The sequence below is a fragment of the Morganella sp. B601 genome (assembly GCF_051172335.1).
Taxonomy (GTDB): Bacteria; Pseudomonadota; Gammaproteobacteria; order Enterobacterales; family Enterobacteriaceae; genus Morganella; species Morganella morganii.
Genome location: NZ_JBPIZE010000002.1, coordinates 358,303 through 380,678, shown reverse-complemented (window position 1 = coordinate 380,678; position 22,376 = coordinate 358,303). Strand labels below are relative to the sequence as shown.

The 22,376-nt window shown below is 50.7% G+C and carries 16 protein-coding genes; 7 read left to right on the top strand and 9 right to left on the bottom strand.

Annotation, left to right across the window (positions count from 1 at the left end; genetic code table 11):
* Position 1: 1 nt before the first annotated feature.
* From rsxC to rsxA, 3 genes are read right to left on the bottom strand one after another with little or no spacing between them, the layout of a single operon-like run.
* A complete protein-coding gene (rsxC, locus tag ACSBQN_RS06495) occupies positions 2 to 2,230 on the bottom strand; it encodes an electron transport complex subunit RsxC (RefSeq protein ID WP_036408056.1) in 2,229 nt (742 codons plus the stop codon).
* A gap of 5 nt (positions 2,231 to 2,235) precedes the next feature.
* On the bottom strand, positions 2,236 to 2,844 hold the full coding sequence (gene rsxB / locus ACSBQN_RS06490) for an electron transport complex subunit RsxB (RefSeq protein WP_024473143.1): 609 nt from the start codon (positions 2,842 to 2,844) through the stop codon (positions 2,236 to 2,238).
* On the bottom strand, positions 2,844 to 3,425 hold the full coding sequence (gene rsxA / locus ACSBQN_RS06485; protein WP_015422727.1) for an electron transport complex subunit RsxA: 582 nt from the start codon (positions 3,423 to 3,425) through the stop codon (positions 2,844 to 2,846). The genes rsxB and rsxA overlap by 1 nt, the downstream gene beginning before the upstream one ends.
* Positions 3,426 to 3,709: 284 nt before the next feature.
* Here rsxA and ACSBQN_RS06480 point away from each other — a divergent pair, with 284 nt between their 5' ends.
* Genes ACSBQN_RS06480 through ACSBQN_RS06470 form a run of 3 tightly spaced genes read left to right on the top strand, consistent with a single transcriptional unit; the run spans position 3,710 to position 6,928 of the window.
* A complete protein-coding gene (locus ACSBQN_RS06480; RefSeq protein WP_024473142.1) occupies positions 3,710 to 4,750 on the top strand; it encodes an oxidoreductase in 1,041 nt (346 codons plus the stop codon).
* A 43-nt stretch (positions 4,751 to 4,793) separates the two neighbouring features.
* A complete protein-coding gene (locus tag ACSBQN_RS06475; protein WP_024473141.1) occupies positions 4,794 to 5,783 on the top strand; it encodes a bile acid:sodium symporter family protein in 990 nt (329 codons plus the stop codon).
* Positions 5,783 to 6,928 carry a TPM domain-containing protein gene (locus tag ACSBQN_RS06470; protein WP_024473140.1) on the top strand — a complete coding sequence of 382 codons (1,146 nt, stop codon included), beginning with the start codon at positions 5,783 to 5,785 and terminating at the stop codon, positions 6,926 to 6,928. The genes ACSBQN_RS06475 and ACSBQN_RS06470 overlap by 1 nt, the downstream gene beginning before the upstream one ends.
* A gap of 142 nt (positions 6,929 to 7,070) precedes the next feature.
* Here ACSBQN_RS06470 and ACSBQN_RS06465 read toward each other — a convergent pair whose 3' ends face one another.
* The 4 genes from ACSBQN_RS06465 to manA form a co-directional block, all read right to left on the bottom strand.
* Positions 7,071 to 9,875 carry an RHS repeat protein gene (locus ACSBQN_RS06465; RefSeq protein ID WP_354632749.1) on the bottom strand — a complete coding sequence of 935 codons (2,805 nt, stop codon included), beginning with the start codon at positions 9,873 to 9,875 and terminating at the stop codon, positions 7,071 to 7,073.
* 299 nt (positions 9,876 to 10,174) lie between these two features.
* Positions 10,175 to 11,182, bottom strand: coding sequence for an adenosine deaminase (gene add / locus ACSBQN_RS06460; protein ID WP_152696226.1), 1,008 nt, complete (start codon positions 11,180 to 11,182; stop codon positions 10,175 to 10,177).
* Between the two features lie 77 nt (positions 11,183 to 11,259).
* A complete protein-coding gene (locus ACSBQN_RS06455; RefSeq protein WP_024473137.1) occupies positions 11,260 to 12,849 on the bottom strand; it encodes a YdgA family protein in 1,590 nt (529 codons plus the stop codon).
* Between the two features lie 107 nt (positions 12,850 to 12,956).
* On the bottom strand, positions 12,957 to 14,132 hold the full coding sequence (gene manA / locus ACSBQN_RS06450) for a mannose-6-phosphate isomerase (protein WP_024473136.1): 1,176 nt from the start codon (positions 14,130 to 14,132) through the stop codon (positions 12,957 to 12,959).
* A gap of 173 nt (positions 14,133 to 14,305) precedes the next feature.
* Here manA and fumC point away from each other — a divergent pair, with 173 nt between their 5' ends.
* On the top strand, positions 14,306 to 15,700 hold the full coding sequence (gene fumC / locus ACSBQN_RS06445; protein WP_201893204.1) for a class II fumarate hydratase: 1,395 nt from the start codon (positions 14,306 to 14,308) through the stop codon (positions 15,698 to 15,700).
* 46 nt (positions 15,701 to 15,746) lie between these two features.
* Here fumC and tus read toward each other — a convergent pair whose 3' ends face one another.
* Together tus and ACSBQN_RS06435 are read right to left on the bottom strand one after the other, a co-directional pair.
* Positions 15,747 to 16,670: a DNA replication terminus site-binding protein gene (tus, locus tag ACSBQN_RS06440; RefSeq protein ID WP_227989298.1), complete on the bottom strand. Its 924-nt coding sequence runs from the start codon at positions 16,668 to 16,670 to the stop codon at positions 15,747 to 15,749.
* 1,220 nt (positions 16,671 to 17,890) lie between these two features.
* The gene (locus ACSBQN_RS06435) at positions 17,891 to 19,141 is read right to left on the bottom strand and encodes an MFS transporter (RefSeq protein WP_024473133.1); all 1,251 of its coding nucleotides are present in this window, start codon (positions 19,139 to 19,141) and stop codon (positions 17,891 to 17,893) included.
* 106 nt (positions 19,142 to 19,247) lie between these two features.
* Between ACSBQN_RS06435 and ACSBQN_RS06430 the strand changes: the two genes are divergently transcribed.
* From ACSBQN_RS06430 to mlc, 3 genes are all read left to right on the top strand, one after another.
* Entirely contained in the window at positions 19,248 to 20,150 is a 903-nt protein-coding gene (locus ACSBQN_RS06430; RefSeq protein WP_024473132.1) for a LysR family transcriptional regulator, read from the top strand.
* Between the two features lie 26 nt (positions 20,151 to 20,176).
* Complete coding sequence (locus tag ACSBQN_RS06425) at positions 20,177 to 20,947, top strand: N-acetylmuramoyl-L-alanine amidase-like domain-containing protein (protein WP_036408049.1); 771 nt, start codon at positions 20,177 to 20,179, stop codon at positions 20,945 to 20,947.
* Positions 20,948 to 21,045: 98 nt separating this feature from the next.
* Positions 21,046 to 22,245, top strand: coding sequence for a sugar metabolism global transcriptional regulator Mlc (gene mlc, locus ACSBQN_RS06420; protein ID WP_337137266.1), 1,200 nt, complete (start codon positions 21,046 to 21,048; stop codon positions 22,243 to 22,245).
* Positions 22,246 to 22,376: the final 131 nt, after the last annotated feature.

Sequence of the window (22,376 nt, the reverse complement as noted above, 5' to 3'; positions counted from 1 at the left end):
ATTAATCAGTGGTTTCTTCAGAATGTTGTGCAGCGGCCTGAGCGGCTTTCTTCGCTTTGGCGCGGGCAATCGCGGCAGCGACAGCGGCTTTGCGCGGATCGATGTCTGTCTCTGCGGCCGGTTGTGCCGCTTCCGCCGGCGCTTCTGCGGCCTGAGCGGCTTTTTTCGCTTTGGCGCGGGCAATCGCGGCAGCAACAGCAGCTTTGCGCGGATCTGTCTCTGTTTCCGTTGCCGGTTGTTCAGCTTCTGCCGGAGCTTCGGCAATCTGAGCGGCTTTCTTCGCTTTGGCGCGGGCAATGGCGGCAGCGACAGCGGCTTTGCGCGGATCGATGTCTGTCTCTGCGGCCGGTTGTGCCGCTTCCGCCGGCGCTTCCGCAGCCTGAGCGGCTTTTTTCGCTTTGGCGCGGGCAAGGGCGGCAGCGACAGCAGCTTTGCGCGGATCGGCTTCTGTCTCTGCGGCCGGTTGTGCCGCTTCCGCCGGAGCTTCCGCAGCCTGAGCGGCTTTCTTCGCTTTGGCGCGGGCAAGGGCGGCAGCCACTGCGGCTTTACGCGGCTCGGCATCTGCCTCTGTTGCCGGTTGTGTTGTTTCAGCCGCGAGAGCCGCTTTCTCTGCCTGCCGTGCGCGTGCCTGTGCTTTACGGGCTTCACGGGCAGCAATCACGGCGCTGTTATCCGGTAAGACGGACGGATTAACAGAAATCGTCATTCCCGCGCTGCTGTCTTTGGCTTTCACGCGGGCAAGGGCGGCGCTGATAGCTGCACTGTCTTTCTCATCCACCTGGACAGCTGCACTTTTATGGCGGGCTTCACGGGCTTCTTTTTCCCGTGCCATTCGTGCCTGTTTGGCTTCAAAGCGGATTTTGGCATCTGCGGCGCGTTGGGCCTCTTCGCGGATCTCAATGACCTGTGCTTTTTCCTGACGGTAATACTGTACCAGCGGAATGTTGCTCGGGCAGACCCAGGCACAGGCACCGCATTCGATGCAGTCAAACAGATGGTGTTGCTCTGCTTTTTCGTGTTCATTACCTTTACTGAACCAGTAGAGCTGCTGCGGCAGTAACCCGGCCGGGCAGGCATCCGCACAGTGACTGCAGCGGATACAGGCTTCTTCCGGTGCAGCAGGTTCCATCTCGTTTGTGGTTGGTGCAAGAATACAGTTACAGATTTTCACTACCGGCACATCGAGATCAGGCAGTGTAAAGCCCATCAGCGGGCCGCCCATCACAACCATCTGTTCATGCTGCGGACGGAAACCGGCCTGTTGCAGCAGGAAACGGACCGGCGTACCGAGTCGTGTCCAGAAGTTACCCGGTGATTCAACCGCTTCGCCGGTTACTGTTACCACGCGCTGGATCAGCGGTTCGCCGTCGGTAATGGCGCGCTTGATGGCAACCACGGTTCCGACGTTCTGCATCAGCACGCCGATATCAGAAGAGCGTCCGCCGGACGGTACTTCGCGGCCGGTGAGAATTTTGGTCAGCTGTTTTGCGCCGCCGGACGGGTATTTGGTCGGGATCACCCGCACGAAAATCTGTTTTTCACCGGCAGTAACGTTACGCAGTGCGGCAATCGCCTCCGGTTTATTATCTTCAATGCCGATAAGCACCTGTTCCGGCTCAAGAAGGTGCATCAGAATACGGATGCCGGTGAGAATTTCCCCGGCATGCTCCTGCATCAGACGGTCATCTGCCGTGATATAGGGCTCACATTCCGCCGCATTGATAATCAGGGTGCGGATAAGATCACCGCCGCCTTTCAGCTTGCTGGCGGTCGGGAAGCCTGCACCGCCGAGACCGGCAATCCCGGCCTGATGAATGCGGTCAGTCAGTTCTGTTTTGGAGAGAGAGGTGAAATCCGCTGTTTTTTCCGCCGGATACGGGGTATCCAGCCCGTCAGTCCGGATACGGATGCACGGTGCGGTCAGCCCGGACGGATGCGCGGTCACACAAGGCTCCACGGCAGTCACCGTGCCGGATGATGAGGCGTGCACCGGCAGGCTGCGGCCGGTTCCGCGTGTCAGCGGCTGACCTTTCAGGACATGGTCGCCGGGGCTGACCAGCACATCGCCTTCGTTCCCGATATGCTGCTGGAGCGGAATAATCAGTTCTTCCGGTACCGGGCACACCCGCATCGGTGTCCGGCTGGACTGTAATTTCATTTCCGGCGGATGAATGCCGCCGTCAAAATCCCATACCCGGTCTTTTTTCAGAAAGTTGAGCAAATTGAACATAAAACTTACGACGCCTCAATCTGAACAGGTTTGACAGGAGTACCGCCGGTATCCGCCGGAATATTTCTGACCGGAATGGTGTTTAAATCCCACTTCCAGTTACGCGGGGTGACGGCGACCGGGATCATCTCAATGCAATCTGTCGGGCAGGGCGCGACACACAAATCACACCCGGTGCAGAGATCTTCAACCACGGTATGCATGGCGCGGGTGGCACCGATAATCGCATCCACCGGACACGCCTGAATACATTTGGTGCAGCCGATGCACTGATCTTCATGAATAAAGGCCACTTTGCGCACCGGATTGAGCACGGATTCGTCACCGTCGAGCGGCTGCGGATCCACACCCAGCATATCAGCCAGTTTCAGCATCACCTGCTCGCCGCCGGGGGCACAGCGGTTTATTGCACCGCCGTTGGCAACAGATTCCGCATACGGGCGGCAGCCCGGAAAACCACACTGACCGCACTGACTCTGCGGCAGAATGTCATCAATCTTATCCACAATGGGATCTTCCTCCACTTTGAAGCGGCGGGAGGCGTAACCAAGTATCAGACCGAATGCCAGACCCAGCAGGCTGAGTACGGCAACGGCAATCCAAATCATTGTCATCAGAATTTCACCAGACCACTGAAGCCCATAAAGGCCAGAGACATCAGACCGGCAGTGACCAGCCCGACAGACGCCCCGCGGAAAGGCGCCGGCACATCTGCCGTTGCCAGCCGCTCACGGATAGCGGCAAACAGCACCATCACCAGGGAGAAACCGGCTGCCGCACCAAAGCCGTAAACGGCGGATTGGAGGAAATTATGCGACAGGTTGATGTTCAGCAGCGCGACGCCGAGTACCGCACAGTTGGTGGTGATCAGCGGCAGGAAGATCCCGAGCAGCCGGTAGAGCGCCGGGCTGGTTTTCCGCACCACCATTTCGGTGAACTGCACCACCACGGCGATCACCAGGATAAAGCTCAGTGTGCGCAGATAGAGAATATCCAGCGGGATCAGGATAAAGGTATCCATCAGCCACGAGCAGACGGAGGCGAGTGTCATCACAAATGTGGTGGCAAACCCCATGCCTATAGCAGTTTCCAGCTTTTTGGAGACCCCCATAAAGGGGCATAATCCTAAGAATTTGACGAGTACGAAGTTGTTAACCAGCACCGTCCCGACAAAAAGTAATAAGTAGTCAGCCATTACAATGCCCAAAGCGAGTCTTTAAAAACATACAAATAAAGCACATAAAAAACCGGGATCCCCGGTAAGCGGGGTGAATAATAGCAATCCCCGGGCATCCGGGGTTATCGGGATTGTGTGAAAGGACAGATAACTGCGTGTATCAGAATGAAAAAGCGGCAAAACTGACGAAAACCGGGCACAGCATTTGCGTCACGGAATCAGTTAGTGGTACTTTTCAGGAGGATGACAGATTCTGAAAGCATGTTTTTATCCGTTAACATGACAATCCCCCGGAGGGAGTGATGACGAAAATACTGAAAGTGGGCCTGATCGGGTACGGTTTTGCCGGAAAAACATTCCATGCGCCGTTTATTGTCAATAATGCCAATATGGAACTGGCCAAAGTTGCGAGCAGTGATGCCGCCAAAGTGCATGCGGACTATCCGGATGTGCAGGTTGTCGCCACGCCGGAAGATATTTTTGCTGATCCGGCCATTGACCTCGTCGTGATCCCGACCCCGAATGACACCCATTTCCCGCTGGCGCGGATGGCGCTGGCTGCGGGTAAACATGTGGTGGTGGATAAACCCTTTACCCTGACATCTGAAGAGGCATTTACCCTGGCAAAACAGGCGGATGACGCCGGGCTGGTGCTGTCTGTTTATCATAACCGCCGTTTTGACTCCGGGTATCTGACGCTCAAATCCCTGTTTGACAGTAAAAAACTCGGGGATATCAAATATTTTGAAGTCCACTTTGACCGTTACCGCCCGCAGCCGCAAAAGCGCTGGCGCGAAGCTGCTGCATTAGGCAGCGGTATCTGGTATGACCTGGGTTCTCATCTGATTGACCAGGCATTGCAGTTTTTCGGCAAACCAACGGCGATCACTGCCGATCTGGGTATGATCCGTCCGGGTTCTGAGGCGGTGGATTATTTCCATGCGCAACTGCACTATCCGGATGTCAAAGTCGTGCTGCATGCCACCACGGTCGCGGCAGCGGAATCCCCGGTGTATATCGTTCACGGCATGAAAGGCAGCTATGTGAAGTACGGGCTGGATCCGCAGGAAAATGCACTGAAAGCAGGGCAGATGCCGGTCGGTGTCAACTGGGGTCATGACAGCCGTGACGGGGAACTGAGCCTGTCACCGGACGGTATCGAAGTGATTACAGAAACGTATCCGAACAAAGCCGGGCACTATGGCCGCTATTACGCGGAAGTGGCAGAGGCGATTATCAATAACGGTCCGAACCCGGTGACGGCGCAGGAAGGAGCGGAAGTTATCCGTATTATTGAGGCCGGCATGGAATCTCATAAAACCGGACGAACTGTGACGCTGTAACAAATAATTATTACTTCTTATTGCAGACAAAAGTGAATAACGCATGACAAACTGGTGGCAGAAACTGCGGTTAGATCCGTTCCTGGTCATAATGATCACGGTTGTTATTTTGGCGTCACTCTTTCCGGCAACCGGCAGTGTAGCGACCGGATTCCGCTATCTGACCACCGCCGCGATTGCGTTATTATTCTTCTTCCACGGCGCAAAACTCTCTCGGGAAGCGATTGTTACGGGAATGGGACACTGGCGTCTGCATCTGATGGTGTTCTCCAGTACTTTTATCCTCTTCCCGCTGCTGGGGCTGGGTTTGCAGTTTCTGGTACCGGAATGGATGTCTCCGGCCATTTACATGGGTTTCTTATACTTATGCGCCTTACCGGCGACAGTACAATCGGCTATCGCCTTTACCTCTGTCGCGGGCGGAAATGTAGCGGCGGCAATTTGCAGTGCATCCGCCTCCAGTATCCTTGGTGTGTTCTTATCACCGGTCATTATCGGTTTTATGATGGAAACGCAGGGCGCGCATGAACTGGATACCCTGGGTGCGATCCGGTCTATTTTACTGCAGCTGATGCTGCCGTTTGTGGTCGGGCACCTTTCCCGTCCGCTGATTGGCAGGTGGGTGGACCGCAATAAAAAAATCATTAATAAAACGGACCGCACTTCTATTCTGCTGGTGGTGTATGTCGCTTTCAGCGAAGCGGTTGCCGAGGGGATCTGGCAGAAGATTGATGCAATGTCTATTCTGCAGATTGCCGTGGTGTCGTGCGGGTTGCTGGCGATTGTGCTGGTGATCAACGTGTACGGCTCACGGGCACTCGGCTTTAATAAGGCCGATGAAATTACCATTGTGTTCTGTGGTTCGAAGAAAAGCCTGGCAAACGGCGTGCCGATGGCAAACGTAATGTTTCCGCCGGCCGTGGTGGGGATTCTGGTGCTGCCGCTGATGCTGTTTCATCAGATCCAGCTGATGGTGTGTGCGGTGATGGCGGCGCGCTATGCGCGGCAGGGAAAAGAACATTCACAGGAGTAATGATGAGCAAAGTTATGGCAGGATGCCTTGTGCTTCTTTTTGTCAGTTTCTTTGCCCGTGCGGATGTGCAGGCTCTGCCGGAACTGAAACGGGACCGGGTTATTGACAGCGCCGGTCTTCTGACCGGCCCGCAATTTACACAGCTTAACCGGCAACTCATTGAGTATGAACTGAGCCGCAATGACGGCAGTCAGTTCGTGGTGTTTATTGTGTCGTCAACCGGCGGGGAAAGTATTGAGACATTTGCGCACCGTGCGTTTAATACATGGAAGATCGGCCGCAAAGGTCAGAATAACGGACTGTTGCTGGTCGTGGCGGTGAATGACCGTAATCTGCGTTTTGAGGTCGGCTATGGACTGGAAGGTATTCTGCCGGATGTCTCCGCAGGCCGTATTATCCGTCAGCGCATCACCCCTGAATTTAAAAAAGGCAATTATTTTACCGGAATTGAAACGGGTGTGACCGATGCCATTGATATTATCAGCGGAAATGAGCCGGAATATATCAAATCAGAGACATCCGGAACAGAAGCATTAAAACTCAAACGACTGACGGTTATTTATCTTCTGACCTTTATTGCGGTGTATCTCTGGTCATTATTTATTGGTTCTCCCCGCCGTAAGAAAAGGATAGAAAAGCAGGTTTTTAACGATATTGAATATCTGAGAGAAGAATACGCGAAATCCAAAAATAAGAAAAAACGTCAACCTGAACGGATAATCCGCCTTGCGCAGAAACGCCTGACAGCATTTTTGCAGTATAAGTATATTTATCCGACGCCGCTCGGCCATACTGTGAACGTATTATTTTATTCAGTTCTGATTTTTATAATGACACGGGTTCTGATAGACGGAGATCCTGATCCTGATGCGTTGTTCATCAGTATAATGATGCTCATTTTTCTTAATGTATTTGGCTCACTATTTATTTGTTATTTGTTATATACATTAATTCCGGAATATCTTACTCAGGAAGCGGAAATACGGAAATTAACCGGTGTCATAGCAGGTACAGGAGGCGGGTATTCATCCGGTTCTGACGGCGGCAGTTACAGCAGCAGTTCCGGCGGTAGCTCCGGGAGCAGCGGATCGTCCGGCGGCGGAGGCGGCAGCAGTGGTGGTGGCGGTGCTTCCGGGAGCTGGTGATGGGAGATACCGGGCGGCGCTGTCTGACCGCCCGGTATAAGGAAAACAGCCTTGTTTATCACGCTGTCATCCTGGCGGATTTTAACGACAATACAGTCTGTATAAACAATATGATAGCCTGCATAGTGTTAATCAATGACACTCACCTCCAGCGCGGACTCGCGATAAGAGACGGCGAACCGGGTTTGAACATTTTTTTCTGCCCGGCAAAGTCATGATAGAAACCAGCATTTTTTGCAGTATAAGCAAGATAACGGGTTGCTGTTGTAAAAGAGTCTGCATTTCTCACAGCGTCCAGACTTCCCCGCGCACGTCGTTGTTTGAGCGTTTCTTCAGGCTCTCCTCTGCCGGTCTGTAGTTTTTTTGGTTCAAGAAGGGCGAGCATCGCATTTAAATCATGAGATCCCTGATATTCCATCACCCCGATATACGCGATATCTTCCGTATCCAGGCGGAGGTGAGACATTTCATGAATTAAAATATGCGCTAAATGATCAACACCGAGTGTTTTATTTTTTTTGATGTTTTCCAGTACATCAGTATAAGCATTTATATAAATTTTTTCCCCGCGCTGAAATGCCTGCATATCGGCTTCGGCTGCCACCGTCTCTGATTTCTCTCCGGATGCGGTTATCTTCAGTGGTGAATACCGGACATTTCTTTTCGTATCCAGTTTGTTTATTCCCTCTGACACATTTTTTATTTGTGTCTTCCATATACCCAGTTTTTCTTCTCCCATATGCTGCCCGAAAAATGTCTTATAGATATCTAATGCAACGTCACTATTAGATGTGTTATTCAAAAATTTCTCAGCAGCTGATAATTGTTCCGCCGCTAAGTATTTAGCTTCTTTAATATAGGTTCTGCCGGGCGCCTGCTGAGATTTGTCATCACTTGGCGCAAGTCCGTTCGTATCAAAAAATCGAACAGGATTATTCCGTACCATTCTGAACAGATTCAGCCCATCCATTATTCCTGCAGGATCCGCGCTCAGCCATCTTCCCGCCCACGGCTGGTAGTACCGGTAACCATAGTAGTACAGTCCGGTGGCATCCCGCTCCCTGCCTGAGTAGCGCACAGTTTTGTACTCCGCCTCCGCGACGCTGCGGGCAGTCCACACGGCGGTGCCGCCATACGGATAGTACTCCTCCATGCTGATAATATTTCCCTCATCATCCAGCTCCAGACCGCTGCTGCCGATCAGGTTGTCGTAGCTCCAGCGCATCTGGTCATCGCCATTCTCCCGGTGCAGAAGGCGTACCTGCCCCGCATCCCCTGCGATAATCACCTGCAGACTCTCCGTTTGCGTATTGCCGGTTTTTGTCGTGCGCAGCTCCAGACCCGGCAGATATTGTACCCGTTGCATCTGCATACTGCCGCCGGTTTTCTGACTGCTGACTTTCAGGATGCGCAGGCTGCCCGCATCATAGCGGTAGATTTCGCTGTCATCTGCGTCTCCGCTCCGCACGATCGGTGTCACCTTCAGCAGCTTGTTGCGCGGTGTCCAGGTCAGGCTCTGTCCCGGTTGCAGTTGTTTCTGCTGGCCGCCTGTGGTGAACAGTGCATCCACGGCTGCCGGATTTTCCGTCAGAGTGCTCAGTACGCCCCGGTTGCTTCGGTTGCTTATGGTGATTTTTGTTGTGTAATTGTTGTTTGTCGCCGGTGCGTGGTGGCTTATCTGCGTCAGATTACCGGAGGTGTCATAGGTATATGTGCGGGTATAGTTCGTATAAGCACTGCTGTCTGCGGGGAAGGGAGCGGTCAGCGGTGGTAATCCGCAGCCCTGCTGACCGGCATTTGCCATTTCACGTCCGGTGGCGCTGACCAGCTGGTGCAGACTGTCGTAGGCGTATGTGTTCTCTGGCACCACTTTCTGATTTCGCCAGAAACGGGTCTCTTCGGCGTCATTGGTTACTTTGAGAACGTTACCCACAGGGTCATATTCATAGCGCAGATCCTGCAGTATCTTCAGTCCGGCGGCATGTCCGGACGGGCGTTCCGTTTTGATGCCGTTCAGGCGCTGCGTTTCCGGTTCGTACGAGTATGTGGTTACCACGCCGTTGCCGTGTTCTTCACGCAGTTTTTGTCCGGCGGCCGAGTACGTCAGGGAAGCCACGATAATCTTCTCAGTACCTCCCTTCAGCGTCAGCCAACTGCCCGACAGCCGGCCTGCCACATCGTACGCCATCCGCTGCGTATTACCCTGTGCATCGGTGGTGGTCAGCACGGAGCCGGTGGCGTCCGCAGTGGTCAGAGTGGTCCGGGCGTCATTATCCAGCAGTTTGTTCCAGAACGGTGTATTTTCTCCCCGCCAGTCAGCCACCGTGTCAGCATTGTCCGCATTCTTCAGCAGCCGCCGGGTGACGGAGAGCGGCACGCCGGTCAGGGCAATGCTGTCCGTCTGCACCAGTCCGGCGGTATCGTAGTGACTGACAAGCTGACCGGCGAGGTTCCGGGCCTTCTCTGCATCTGTATTACCGGCATAGACGAAACGCTCCGTGATACGGGCGGCTCCGCCGTTTACCTGCTCCGTAATACTTAACGGACGTCCGGCCCGGGATGCATCCTCATACTGCCAGGTGCGGGTTACTGCCTGACTCCTGTCATCCGTACCGTTGTCTGTGGTACCGATGTTGCTGACTGTAATAAAGGGGCGTCCGGCAACGTCGTTAAGGCTGACGGTGATACCGTTATCTGCCCCCTGTGTACGCAGGACACCTCCGCGCAGATCCGTCCGGTACGTGAAGTTCGCCAGCTCGGCTTCAGCCAGGCGCGGGTCGGCGCTCTTAGTCAGAAAGCCCCGCGTATCGTACTGGTGGCGTGTGATACGCTCAGTGGTGATGTCCGGTGACTCAGGGTGGCGGTGGTATGAAACGTCGAGAATGGTCAGGCCGTAGTTGTCGAAAACCGTGACCGTCGGGGTCTTACTGAATAGTGATGTGCTCATTATATTCTCCCGTTTAGGTTAGACAGCCGTTCAGGCTGCAAAGAAAAGTATACCTCCCTCCGGGAATAAAATTGTGAAAAATAACTAATTTGTGGATTTTGTTTTCATTAATTGCTTTCGTGGCGGGATAAAAACCGGTGTTATCATCTGGTATGGGTCAGAAATGGAGCTGATCGCGGATTATCTGTGTTGGTGGTGGCGGTAAATACCGGGTGCCGGAAATTGTTTCGCCGGATGTGCCATTCATTTGCCCCCGGCAACTATCCGCAGCCGGGGGAATGTATATGATGTTTCCGGGCTTACTGGCCGCGTTTTGCTGCCATATCTCTCAGTGCCGCTTTTTCCTCTGCGGATAAAAAGGCAATTTCCAGTCCATTAATCTGCGCCTGTTCAATTTCTGCCTGTGTCAGACCGGCTGCCGGTGCAGCAACATTGTATTCATGGGCAATCTCAATACCTTCAACCGCAGGGTCATCGGTGTTGATAGTAGCGGCAATACCGTGTGCCAGGAACTGTTTCAGCGGATGCGCAGCCAGTGACGGCACGGTGCTGGTCTGAATATTCGAGGTCAGGCAGGATTCCATACCGATGCGGTACTCTGCCAGGTAATCCATCAGCGCCGGGTCTTCAATCGCCATCACGCCGTGACCGATACGCTGTGCACCCAGGTCGCGGATCGCCTGCCAGATGCTGGCAGCACCGGCAGCTTCCCCTGCATGGGCGGTAATAGCCCAGTTCACATCACGGGCTTTGCGGAAGTGATCGGTGAATAAGTCGCCCGGATAACCGGATTCGTCACCGGCAATATCCAGCGCCACAATCCGCTCATGATGAGCGAGCAGGGCATTCAGCTCTTCATGACAGGCATCTGTGCCGAATGTCCGGCTCAGAATACCAATCATATTAATCCGTACCGGGCTGTTGCGGACTTCAGATGCCACACCATCCAGTACCGCTTCCACCACGCCTTCAACGGGCAGATGGTGTTTCATCGCCATATAATAAGGGGAAAAGCGCAGTTCGGCGTAATCCAGTCCGGCAATAACGGCATCCTGCACGTTTTCAGCGGCCACACGGCGGCAGGCATCAAGGTCTGCCAGCACGGAAACGCCCCAGTCCAGTTTGCTCAGAAACTGCACCAGATCCGGTTCATTGCTCATCACCTGCACATGCGGGCGCAGGGTTTCAGTCTCATAAGCGGGCAGCGGCAAATTGTGCTGACGGGCCAGATCCAGAATGGTGGACAGGCGGATATTACCATCGAGATGGCGGTGCAGGTCGGTCAGGGGAAGTGAGCGATTAATCATTGTGGTATTCCTCAGATGTTAAAAAGCCAGTCTGACGACTGGCTTTTGTCTGATCAACAGATAATAACAGTGTGAAATTACTGAGCAGCAGGAGCTGCAACGTCAGCAGCCGGTTCTTCACCGATAGTGACTTCTTCAGTAACATCACCGTTAGGATCCATTTCGATTGCTTCTTCCTCGTAACCTTCGTCGTCACCGCTGTTATCGCTCAGTGCGCCGTACTGGTCATATTTTTCCAGGAATTCAGCAACGGTGAATTTCTTACCGTTGAAATCGATGTTGTTGTTGCTGTATTTCAGATCCATGGTGATCGCTTTATCGGTCACTTTCACGATTTCCATCATGGCACCCATGCTGGCCATCTGAGCAACACCCTGTTCACCCTGTTCTTTGGCTTCTTTCGCGCCCATACCCTGTGACTGCATGGCAACTGCAACGAAATCAGTCAGCATCGGCTTGGACAGATCCATATTGAACCCGAACTCTTTCACCAGAACCGGCAGAGCTTTCTCAAAGCTGCCTGCGTGTTCCAGCGCTTTAAAGCTCTCTTCGTTCAGTGCGTTGAACGTTACGTTCAGGTTAACTTTTGACTCACCGCCGCTGTTTTTCCAGCTCAGAGGTGCGATAGCGAAGGACGGGCTGTATTTGAACAGACCCAGTGCATTGGATTTCATTTTCTCATCCAGTGCTTCCATTTTCGCATCGTCGAAATCTTCGGTGTACATAGATTCAGACAGTTTGGTGTACTCTTCAACAGACGCCATCAGCGTATTAGCGGAAGTGGCATCCAGATCTTTCAGAGAACCTTTCAGGCTGATAGCGCCGAGATCGATATCACGGTAGCTCAGTGAACCCAGGCTGTAATCAACATCTGCAGTCAGTTTGTTATCTTTACTGCCGGAGGTGCCGTTCAGTTTCAGATCTTTCAGAGAAACGGTATCGCTGTAATTAACAACCGCTAACTCTTTCAGGCTCAGATTCTGGTCACCCAGGTAGAAGTAGCTGTCACCTGATTTGGCAACATCGCTGTCAAATGACAGACCTTTCATCACGATACTTTCGCGATCGCCTTTACGGTAAGTCAGTTCATTGCTGCTGCCTTTACCTTTGACGTTTTTGAATTCTTTGTCGAATTTAACGTTCAGATCAGCGCCGGAGAATGCCAGCTCTTCACCGTCTTTCTTATAGTTGATTTTGCTGACAGCAAGATCAATATCGAAACTCTGGTCGTAACTGATACGGGTATCCGTTGCAACAGGGGATTTACCGCCGGTGATTTCGAAGGCTTGTTTGGTGATGTCATTGTTTTCCAGCTCAGAGTGGACAGCAGCCATATTTGGCGAAAACACCATGCTCTTAAGCTGAGATAACGGGAACGGGCCGTGATCGATAGTATTGAGGATCACGAGTTCTTCGCCGGAGGTATCACCGCTTTTTTTCGTTTCTTTGATGATCAGTTTGACATCAGAGCTGAAAATACCGCGTGAAAAATCTTTGGCGGTCAGCGTGACAGGTGCATCGGGGTAGTTATCCTTGATTGCTTTATTCGCTTTGGCGATATACTCATCAAGGTTTGCTTCAATTTTCTTACCTGTCTGCCATGAAGCCACACCCCATGCGGCGCCTAATGCGACAATAACGCCAACAGCAACTAACGACTTTTTCATAGATAAATCCATCCTTTATATGCGATTTATTTTGCAGGTTTTCGCACGGTATCAAAATTAACGGGCAGTTCAATGGCGGACTGCCCGGAGAAAATTAGAGAAGTTACTTACACAGCATTATAAACGCGGGCAATGATTCCTTCACCATCTATTTTAAACTTTCTTTCTATAGCAGAAAGAAAAACAGATTCACCTGAGATAACTCTTAATTGTTCTGTTTCTGTAGTGATAACTGCATGACCTTCCACACAAAAAAGAATATTAGCACTGTTATTATCAAGAATCATTTCCTGATTATGCAATTTCATCACCGAAAAAGAAAAATCATCAACCGGAATCGGGAAAATTTCAGTGTTGTTAATATGTTCCGGTTGCATAAATAAACTTTTTGCGTGTTTCGGTACAAAATCAAGGTTATTCAGCAATTCACCGACATCAATATGTTTTTGTGTCAAACCGGCGCGTAACACATTATCCGAGTTAGCCATCACTTCCAGTGCAGTTCCTTCAAGATACGCATGAGGTGTGCGGGCATACAGGAACATTGCCTCTCCGGGTTTCAATTCAACAACATTGAGCAGAAGCGGGGTGAAAAGGCCATTATCGTCAGGATAAAATTCTGTCATCTTACGGATGGTATCCCACGGTTCACCCTGACGGCTGTTCAGTGCGGATTTCAGCACAGCGACTGCCCGCTCTTTGGTATCCCCGCTCATGGAGAGCAGACGGGTAAACAGAACAGACAGATGCTCCTCTGACGGCGAGGCAATAAAACGTTCAATGGCAGGATGTGCCGGAGCGACCTCACTGAGCAGTCCGGCAATATCGGCCAGCGGACGGAACGCATTCATTGCGCGGAACGGGGTGAGGGCATAAACCAGCTCTGGCTTATGGTTATCATCCTTATAATTACGAACCGGTGAATCCAGCGGGATCCCGGCGTTGTTTTCGCGGGCAAATCCTTCCTCTGCTGCGGCTTTATCCGGATGAACCTGTACCGACAGCGGCTGAGCAGCACTCAGCACTTTAAACAGAAACGGCAGCCGGTGAAAACGGCGGTTAATTTCATCCCCGAGTGCGGACTGCGGGTCACCGGCGATAAAATCATACAAAGAGCAGGTGTTGCCGCGGGTGTCAGTCACCACCGAACTGGCTTTTGGATGGGCCCCCATCCATAATTCGGCCATCGGCTGCTTGTCAGGGTTCGGGTAACCGTACATTTCTGTCATCGCGGTATGGCTTCCCCAATCATAGAATTGCACCTGATTCTGCATTTTTAACATAGCAACGCTCTCTTTTTAAACAGTTAACAATAAGATAGTAACAATAAAGCAATAACTCTGCCCGGATCGCATAATCGGAAATGAAAGTATGGCAAGATAGGCCCGTTTTCAGAGTCTATCTGTAACTTTCGGGATTTTAAATCCATTTTATTTTATGTGCTAAGGAGAGACTAATGGCAGCCACGCGTATTGAAAAAGACTCAATGGGCCCTATCGATGTTCCTGCGGACAAATTATGGGGCGCTCAGACCCAGCGCTCTCTGGAGCATTTCCGTATTTCAGTTGAAAAAATGCCTGCGGATCTGATTGCTGCGCTGGCCATTACAAAAAAAGCGGCGGCAGCTGTCAATTGTGATCTGGGATTGCTGGCGAAAGAGCGGGCGGATGCGGTGATCGCTGCAGCGGATGAAGTGCTTGCCGGTAAACATACGGAAGAGTTTCCGCTGGCAATCTGGCAGACCGGCTCCGGTACACAAAGTAATATGAATATGAATGAGGTGCTGGCAAACCGTGCCAGTGAAATCCTCGGCGGGCAGCGTGGCGGCGAACGTATTGTTCATCCGAATGATGATGTGAACAAAAGCCAGAGCTCTAACGACGTGTTCCCGACAGCGATGCATGTCGCTGCAGTGATTGCGGTCAGCACACAACTGATCCCGGAACTGAAATCTCTGCACAGTGTTCTGGCCGCGAAAGCGGAAGCGTACCGTGATATCGTGAAAATCGGCCGTACCCACTTACAGGATGCGACACCGTTGACACTGGGCCAGGAGATTTCCGGCTGGGCGGCAATGCTGCAATATAACCTGAAACATCTGGAAAACAGCCTGCCGCATCTGAGTGAGCTGGCACTGGGCGGCACCGCAGTCGGTACCGGCCTCAATACTCATCCGGAATATGCTGTTCGCGTGGCGAAGAAAATTGCTGAATTATCCGGTCAGCCGTTTGTGACGGCACCGAATAAGTTTGAGGCGCTGGCCACCTGTGATGCACTGGTTCATGCCCACGGCGCACTGAAAGGGCTGGCAGCCTCACTGATGAAAATCGCCAATGATGTCCGCTGGCTGGCATCCGGTCCGCGTTGCGGCATCGGTGAAATTGCCATTCCGGAAAACGAGCCGGGCAGTTCTATCATGCCGGGTAAAGTGAACCCGACACAATGTGAAGCCATGACGATGCTGTGTGCTCAGGTGATGGGTAATGATGTGGCGGTTAATATCGGCGGGGCATCGGGTAATTTTGAACTGAACGTGTTCCGTCCGATGGTGATCCACAACTTCCTGCAATCTGTCCGCCTGCTGGCCGATGGTATGCGCAGCTTTAATGAGCACTGTGCGGTCGGGATTGAGCCAAACCGCGAGCGGATCAGCCAACTGCTGAACGAATCATTGATGCTGGTAACGGCGCTGAATACGCATATCGGTTACGACAAAGCCGCTGAAATTGCGAAAAAAGCCCATAAAGAAGGTCTGACCCTGAAAGCCTCTGCCATGAAGTTAGGTTATCTGACAGAAGCTGAGTTTGATGCATGGGTGCGTCCGGAAGATATGGTCGGCAGCATGAAGTAATCCGCAGTCAGGAATAGTCATAACGGAGCCGCTGATGGCTCCGTTTTTACATCACTTCCATATATAAATGCAGTCGTGATATCACCGGAATTAATTTCTTTGCTTTCGGTCTGTGACGGATTTTGATGTTTTCCGCATCATAATCCGGTAGTACGCCCGTTACCGGTTTTTCCTCATTCTCATCACAAAATACAATCAGCGGTGATGCACAGGCATACTGCACCTGCTTTTGCGCTTCGCTGTACCAGACTCTGGCGATTGGCTGTACTTTTACCGGGCGTTTGATTTTCAGTATGGCGTCTTCCGGCACTTGTTTTAAGGCGGAAATCTCTTTCGCCAGATAAGCCTGCCGCTCTTCCCGTGTCAGAGACTGAATGGCTCGCGGATTCTGATATTGTTCATCCAACTGAGATAACAATGTATCGCGATCCACCTTCTGAATAATATGTTTATTGGCCCAGCCAAACCGGACTGAGGAAGGGGAGGTGACTGACTGGATCTGCCGGTAAGCATTGAGTGTAATCAATCCTTTTATCTGATTGTGTACAAATTCAAAACGCTGTGTTTTGTCCACACCGGAGGTTTCTGTGACGATCTTCATCAACTGTTCTTTCATCATATTGATATCATCCAGTTGTTGCTGCATTTCCCTCTGTCCGGACCGGGAAAGGGGCAGAAACATCACGCCGGGCAGGCGAATGGCTGATTTGCTGCTGATATCAGGGTCATTATCGTAAATAAACAGGCGCTGATAATGTACCAGTGCTATATTTGTCGCGGATTCACCGGAAACAGGAATAACACGGATAGTTTTGATTTCCTCATTTTCTTCGCCCTTTAATCGGTCAGGTAATTGAAATACATGCGTCTGTACTCCGGATAGTTGCCGGATATTTTGGCAGAAAGAAATAAGCAAAGATTCCAGCCGGTTAAAACATTCATTAAATGACAAGCCTGCATCATAACGCATCAGTTGCATCTCACTTTTTTAGTTACAACATACACATGTTATAATACAAACTACATCAGCATCGTGCTCTTTACAACACTCTTTTTCTGTCAGGGGAGGAGAGTCATGCAAATAAGACATAAAATAATGCAAGGTATCAATGGTCGGGATAAGTAAGATATAGTGAAGTGGACAGGACAGTATAAAGAAAGGGTTCAACCAACGGTAATATCCGGTAATTCTTATAAGATAAACCGGGTGCGGCGTAGCACCGCAACCGGTTTTGGGCTATTGCGTTTTCTGTGTCATTGTTTTTCGCGTCAGTACGGACTCCAACTGGTCGGGCAATATTCAGGTACAATAATATCGCATGATTCATAAGCATCAGCGAACGAGAAGAACAGCGCACTACTCAACAATGTTACTAACATAAAAACTCCGTTTAATAATGAATATATATGGCTAAGACCGTCAGTAATTACCAGCAAGGCGGGGAATCTTTACGGCATAAATCATTATTGTGCAGAACAACAATATGTGGTGGTATAACAAATGGTTCTTTGTCAATTTCACTCTGCGAGAAATGTGTATTTATGAAAATCTGGCTGCTAAGTAATAGTGTTAACATATACTTATCCTTAATATAAAATATATTGCAATAATAATTGTATTACCTGAGTATTCTCCGTTTAAATTAATTTAATATTGTGTTGAAGTAATGAAATTATTGTAAGCAATATTTACGGTCGAACACACACCATGGAATTACATTATGATCCATTATAACAGGTTTAATGTCTGGAAATATGACAGGTGATATATCAGTATGATAAAAATTACCAATCGCCAGTGAGCCGCTTAAAATTAATGCAATCATATTATTTCCTTTTTATAGTTGAAGATTAATGTGACTGCTCTGGTTCACGCGTATCACAGTAAGGTCTGGTGTTAGGGCAGTGTCCGTCTGTATAATACTGACTGACCTGCGACCATACATCACATTTTTCCGGTAAGCTGGGTTCACAACTGTTTGATGAATTAAATAAAAGTGTGGTACCAAATATAATCGATAGCATAATGATTACTCCAATTTAATATATCAGTTAATGTTGGATTAGACCAATGGTACATTTGAATATTAGCGGCTCTTTTTCAGGTTGTTAATTAACCTAAAGGAGTAATTTTGCTAGCGTAAATATAAAACACCGGAAAATAATTTCTGGTGTTTTATAAAATTCGGATTACCGGGTTTGTTTATTCAGATACAGAGCAATCAGCACACCGGTTGCCAGCATAGCGGCAATAAACCAGCCGATTCCGTTCCAGTGCCAGTAAGACCAGAAAACACCACCCAATGTACCGGCAATGCTGGAACCGCAGTAATAGCAAAACAGATACAGTGAGGATGCCTGTGCCCTGGCACGCCTGGCGCGGCGCCCGACCCAGCTGCTGGTGACGGAATGGGCGGCAAAGAATCCTGTCGTCAGTATCAGCATACCGATCAGAACTGCTGCCAGTGAACTGCCGAGAGTAATGAGAATCCCGGTCAGCATTAATGTGACTGCACCAATCAGTACTCTGCCGTAGCCGTATTTCCGTGTCAGTGCACCTGCTTTAGAGGCACTGTAAGTTCCTGACAGATAAACTATCGATAACATACCGACAACTGCCTGGCTGAAGTGATACGGCGGTTCCATCAGCCGGTAGCCGATATAGTTAAACAGAGTGACAAAGCTGCCCATAATGATAAAACCGATGGCAAACAGCCACGGCAGACCATCATCACGGCAGTGCAGGATCAGGTATTTCCACAAACTTTTCGGTTTCAGTGAACTGGCTCTGAAATGGCGTGACGGCGGCAGTAACCGCCAGAACAGGAAAGCACCGAACAGAGAAAATGTTCCCAGCACCAGAACGGCAATCCGCCAGCTGGCATAATCCGCAATAACGCCGGTGATCAGGCGTCCGCTCATCCCGCCGATAGAATTACCGCTGATATACAGCCCCATAGACAGAGCAACATAACTGGGATGAATTTCCTCACTCAGATAGGTCATGGCCACGGCGGCGACACCACTGAGAGATAATCCGACCAGGGAACGGACAACCAGGATCCCCGCCCAGCTGGTGGTGAAAGCACTGAGCAGGGTAAAGATTGCCGCGCAGGTCAGGGATATCACCATCACATTTTTACGTCCGACCGCATCTGACAGCGGGCCGGTGATCAGCAGCCCGACGGCCATGAATCCGGTCGCCAGAGAAAGGGACAAACTGGCCTGCGCCGGTGATACCGAAAAATCGTCTGATAACAACGGCAGGATAGGCTGTACAAAATAGAGCAGAGCAAATGTCGCCAGACCAACCATAAAGAAAGAGAGGGTGACACGCAGATACAGTTTGTCGTCGCGCTGGATATAGTGCTGCTTTGCCTGATCATTCTGCACCGGTGAGGCCACACGGTTGTCAGTTATCAGTTTATTCTCGTCTGTCATACACTTATCTCAGCATTTGGTAATAATACCGAGCATAAAAAGATGCTGGTATTTTGTCTAATATATTAATACTCTTGTTTGATATGTTTTACGACCTAATGAGGGGATAATGATCGAATTCCGCCATCTGCGTTATTTTATCGCGGTCGCTGAAGAGCTGCATTTCGGACGGGCAGCGGAGCGTCTCAATATCTCCCAACCTCCGCTCAGTCAGCAGATTCAGGCACTTGAGAATGCGATTCCGGCTAAATTACTGGCACGGAACAACCGGAATGTCAGCCTGACACCAGCGGGCGAAATGTTTCTGCGGGAAGCTTACCAAATCCGTACTCAGGTCGAGGCTGCGGTTGAAAAAGCAGCCAGAATGGATCGCGGGGAACTGGGGGAAGTTTCTGTCGGGTTCACCTCCACAACGCCATTTATGCGTCATATTACAGCGACATTCCGCCAGTACCGTGAAATATACCCGGATGTGGCTATTCACATGCATCAGATGAATACCAAACAGCAGATTAACCCGCTGCTGAGCGGCCGGATTGACTTCGGTGTCATGCGCAACACGCAACTGCCGGATAATCTGGTTCACGAATTGCTGTTTAAAGAACGATTTATGCTGGCAGTCTATGATGATCATCCGCTGATGAAATACCTCAAAACGGGTATTCCCCTGGAGATGCTCACTGGCGTACCATTGGTTTTCTTTGAGCGGGATGTGGGAACGGCGCTGTATGATGAAATTATCAATCTGCTGAAAAAAGCGGGTGTTACGCCGGTTATCGCCCAGGAAGCAGGGGAAGCTATGACTATTCTGGGGCTGGTCTCTGCCGGGTTAGGTGTTTCACTGGTAACAGAATCTTTTACCCGCATGAAAGTGGATGGTGTCCGTTACATTCATTTGGCTGAAAATCAGGCATTTTCTGAGGTCTGGCTGGTGTATCATAAACACAATACGCTCTCTCCGGCCGGTCAGCGGCTGATTGAGATGCTGAAAAATAACGTGTTCCGCTGAGCGGGATCTGACTGTCAGGAGTTCGGATGTTCCGGCGATACCGGTTTTCTGTTATTACCGCATTTCTTTTTCTTTTATATACAAGCGCTGCGGGAGCAGGGGTATCGCTCAGCCATTTCTATCAGCCGGATGGCTCACGCAAAATTGCGCCTGACAATATTACTGCACTGACCGGGCAGTTTCTCGGCGTACCTTACCGCGCCGGTCAGCTGATAGGCTCTCCCGGATCACCGGAAATTCTGGTGGCTGACCTGAACGCGCTCGACTGCTTCACTTTTCTGGATTACACCGAAGCACTGAAACGCAGCCCGCAGCAGCAGGATTTCCGCGACAGGCTGATGCACATCCGTTATAAAAACGGTGAGGTGAATTACTATCAGCGCCGTCATTTTTTGTCGGATTGGGTCAGCGGCCCGCAGCCTGTGGCACAGGATATCACCCGGCAACTGTCGCCGGATTACCGGGTGACACACAAGATGCTGAATCAGAAAAAAAACGGCTCCCGTTATATCCCTGATATTCCGGTTACGGCGCGGGATATTGCCTGGCTGCCGGTTTCCGTACTGACACCCGCTGTGCTTTCACAATTGCAGACCGGTGATTATATCGGTATCTATTCTGACCGTCCCGGCCTGGATGTCTCGCATGCCGGGGTTATTATCCGTACCCCGGACGGGCTGTTTTTACGTAATGCCTCATCAAAACGGAATGAACAACGGGTCATTGATTCACCATTACGGACATATCTGCAAAATAAAACAGGAATTGTGGTTTATCGTTCAGCTTTTGCCCCCTGACTGTGAATCATTTCACAGTTTTGTTTGAAGCCACTTACTAAGCGCGTATTTATTCGGATAATTAACATCTTAGCATCATCTGCACAGGATTATTATTGGTGAAACCTTCAGCACAGCCCGGACATATTGACCATATAAAGCAAACCAATATGGGGGTTGTGTACCGTTATATTGATCGTGAAGGTCCTATTTCCCGCATTTCACTCTCGAAAAAAGCGCAGCTGGCACCGGCGAGTATCACCAAAATCACCCGTGAGCTGATGGATGCGCATCTGGTCCGGGAAACTGAGTTTCCGGGATTAGGCTTTCGCGGCCGCCCGGCAGTGGGCCTGAAAACAGATTGTGACGGCTGGCATTTTTTATGTATCCGCATTAACCGGGGGGAACTGGTTTTTGCGCTGCGGGAACTGAGCGGAAAGTTACTGGCCGAAGATATTATTGCATTTCCGGCGGATAGCCGGGATTTTGTCACCCTGTTTCTGGCACAGGTTGATGCTTTCTTTTCCCGCAATCACCGGATAACCGAGCGCCTGACGGCTATTGCCATCACCACTGATGCCATTGTTGACCCTGCAAACGGTATTATCCGCCATTCCCCGTACTATCAGCTGACCGATTTACCGGTAGCAGAGATTCTTTATCAGCACACCGGGATGCCGGTATTTCTCCAGCATGGTATTTCAGCCTGGTCTCTGGCGGAATATTTTTTTGGTGCGGCGAAAGAGTGTAAGAATATTATCCAACTGGTGATTGATGAAAATGTCGGTGCTGCCATTATTACCGACGGCGCACTGCTGCATGCCGGCAGTCACAGTACGGCGGAAATCGGTCACACACAGATAAACCCGCAGGGCAAACCCTGCTACTGCGGTAATCACGGCTGTCTGGAAACTGAAATAGGTCTGCATCATGTACTGGAAATGGCAGCTCAGTTCCTGGTCGTTCCGGAGGGGCAACCGCTGACCGCTGAAATGCTGTGCCGCGCGGCACTGGACGGTAATCCTGCTGCCCGTGAGCTGATAGAGCAGGTGGGGCAGCATATCGGGGATATTGCCGCCGTGATGGTCAATATCTTTAATCCGGAGATTATCCTGATTGGCTCACCATTAAACCCTGCATCCTCTGTTCTGTTTCCCGCCATCCGCGCCCGGATTACGCAGCGTGCCTTGTCGGCATTCACCCGGGAGCTGACAATGACTTCATGCGAATTTACTAATTGCGGTACATTACCCGGCGCGGCGTTAATTAAAGAGGCTCTGTATAACGGCTCACTTCTTATCAGACTGATGGATGGTTAAATAATTCTGTAGTGTCTATCTTTGACATAAAACAAATAAACGACAGGGATTTGTTCATGAAAACAGGATTTTCGCAAAAAATTGCGCTGGCGCAAGCCTGATATAAACCGGATGTCTTACACTGCTTCCGT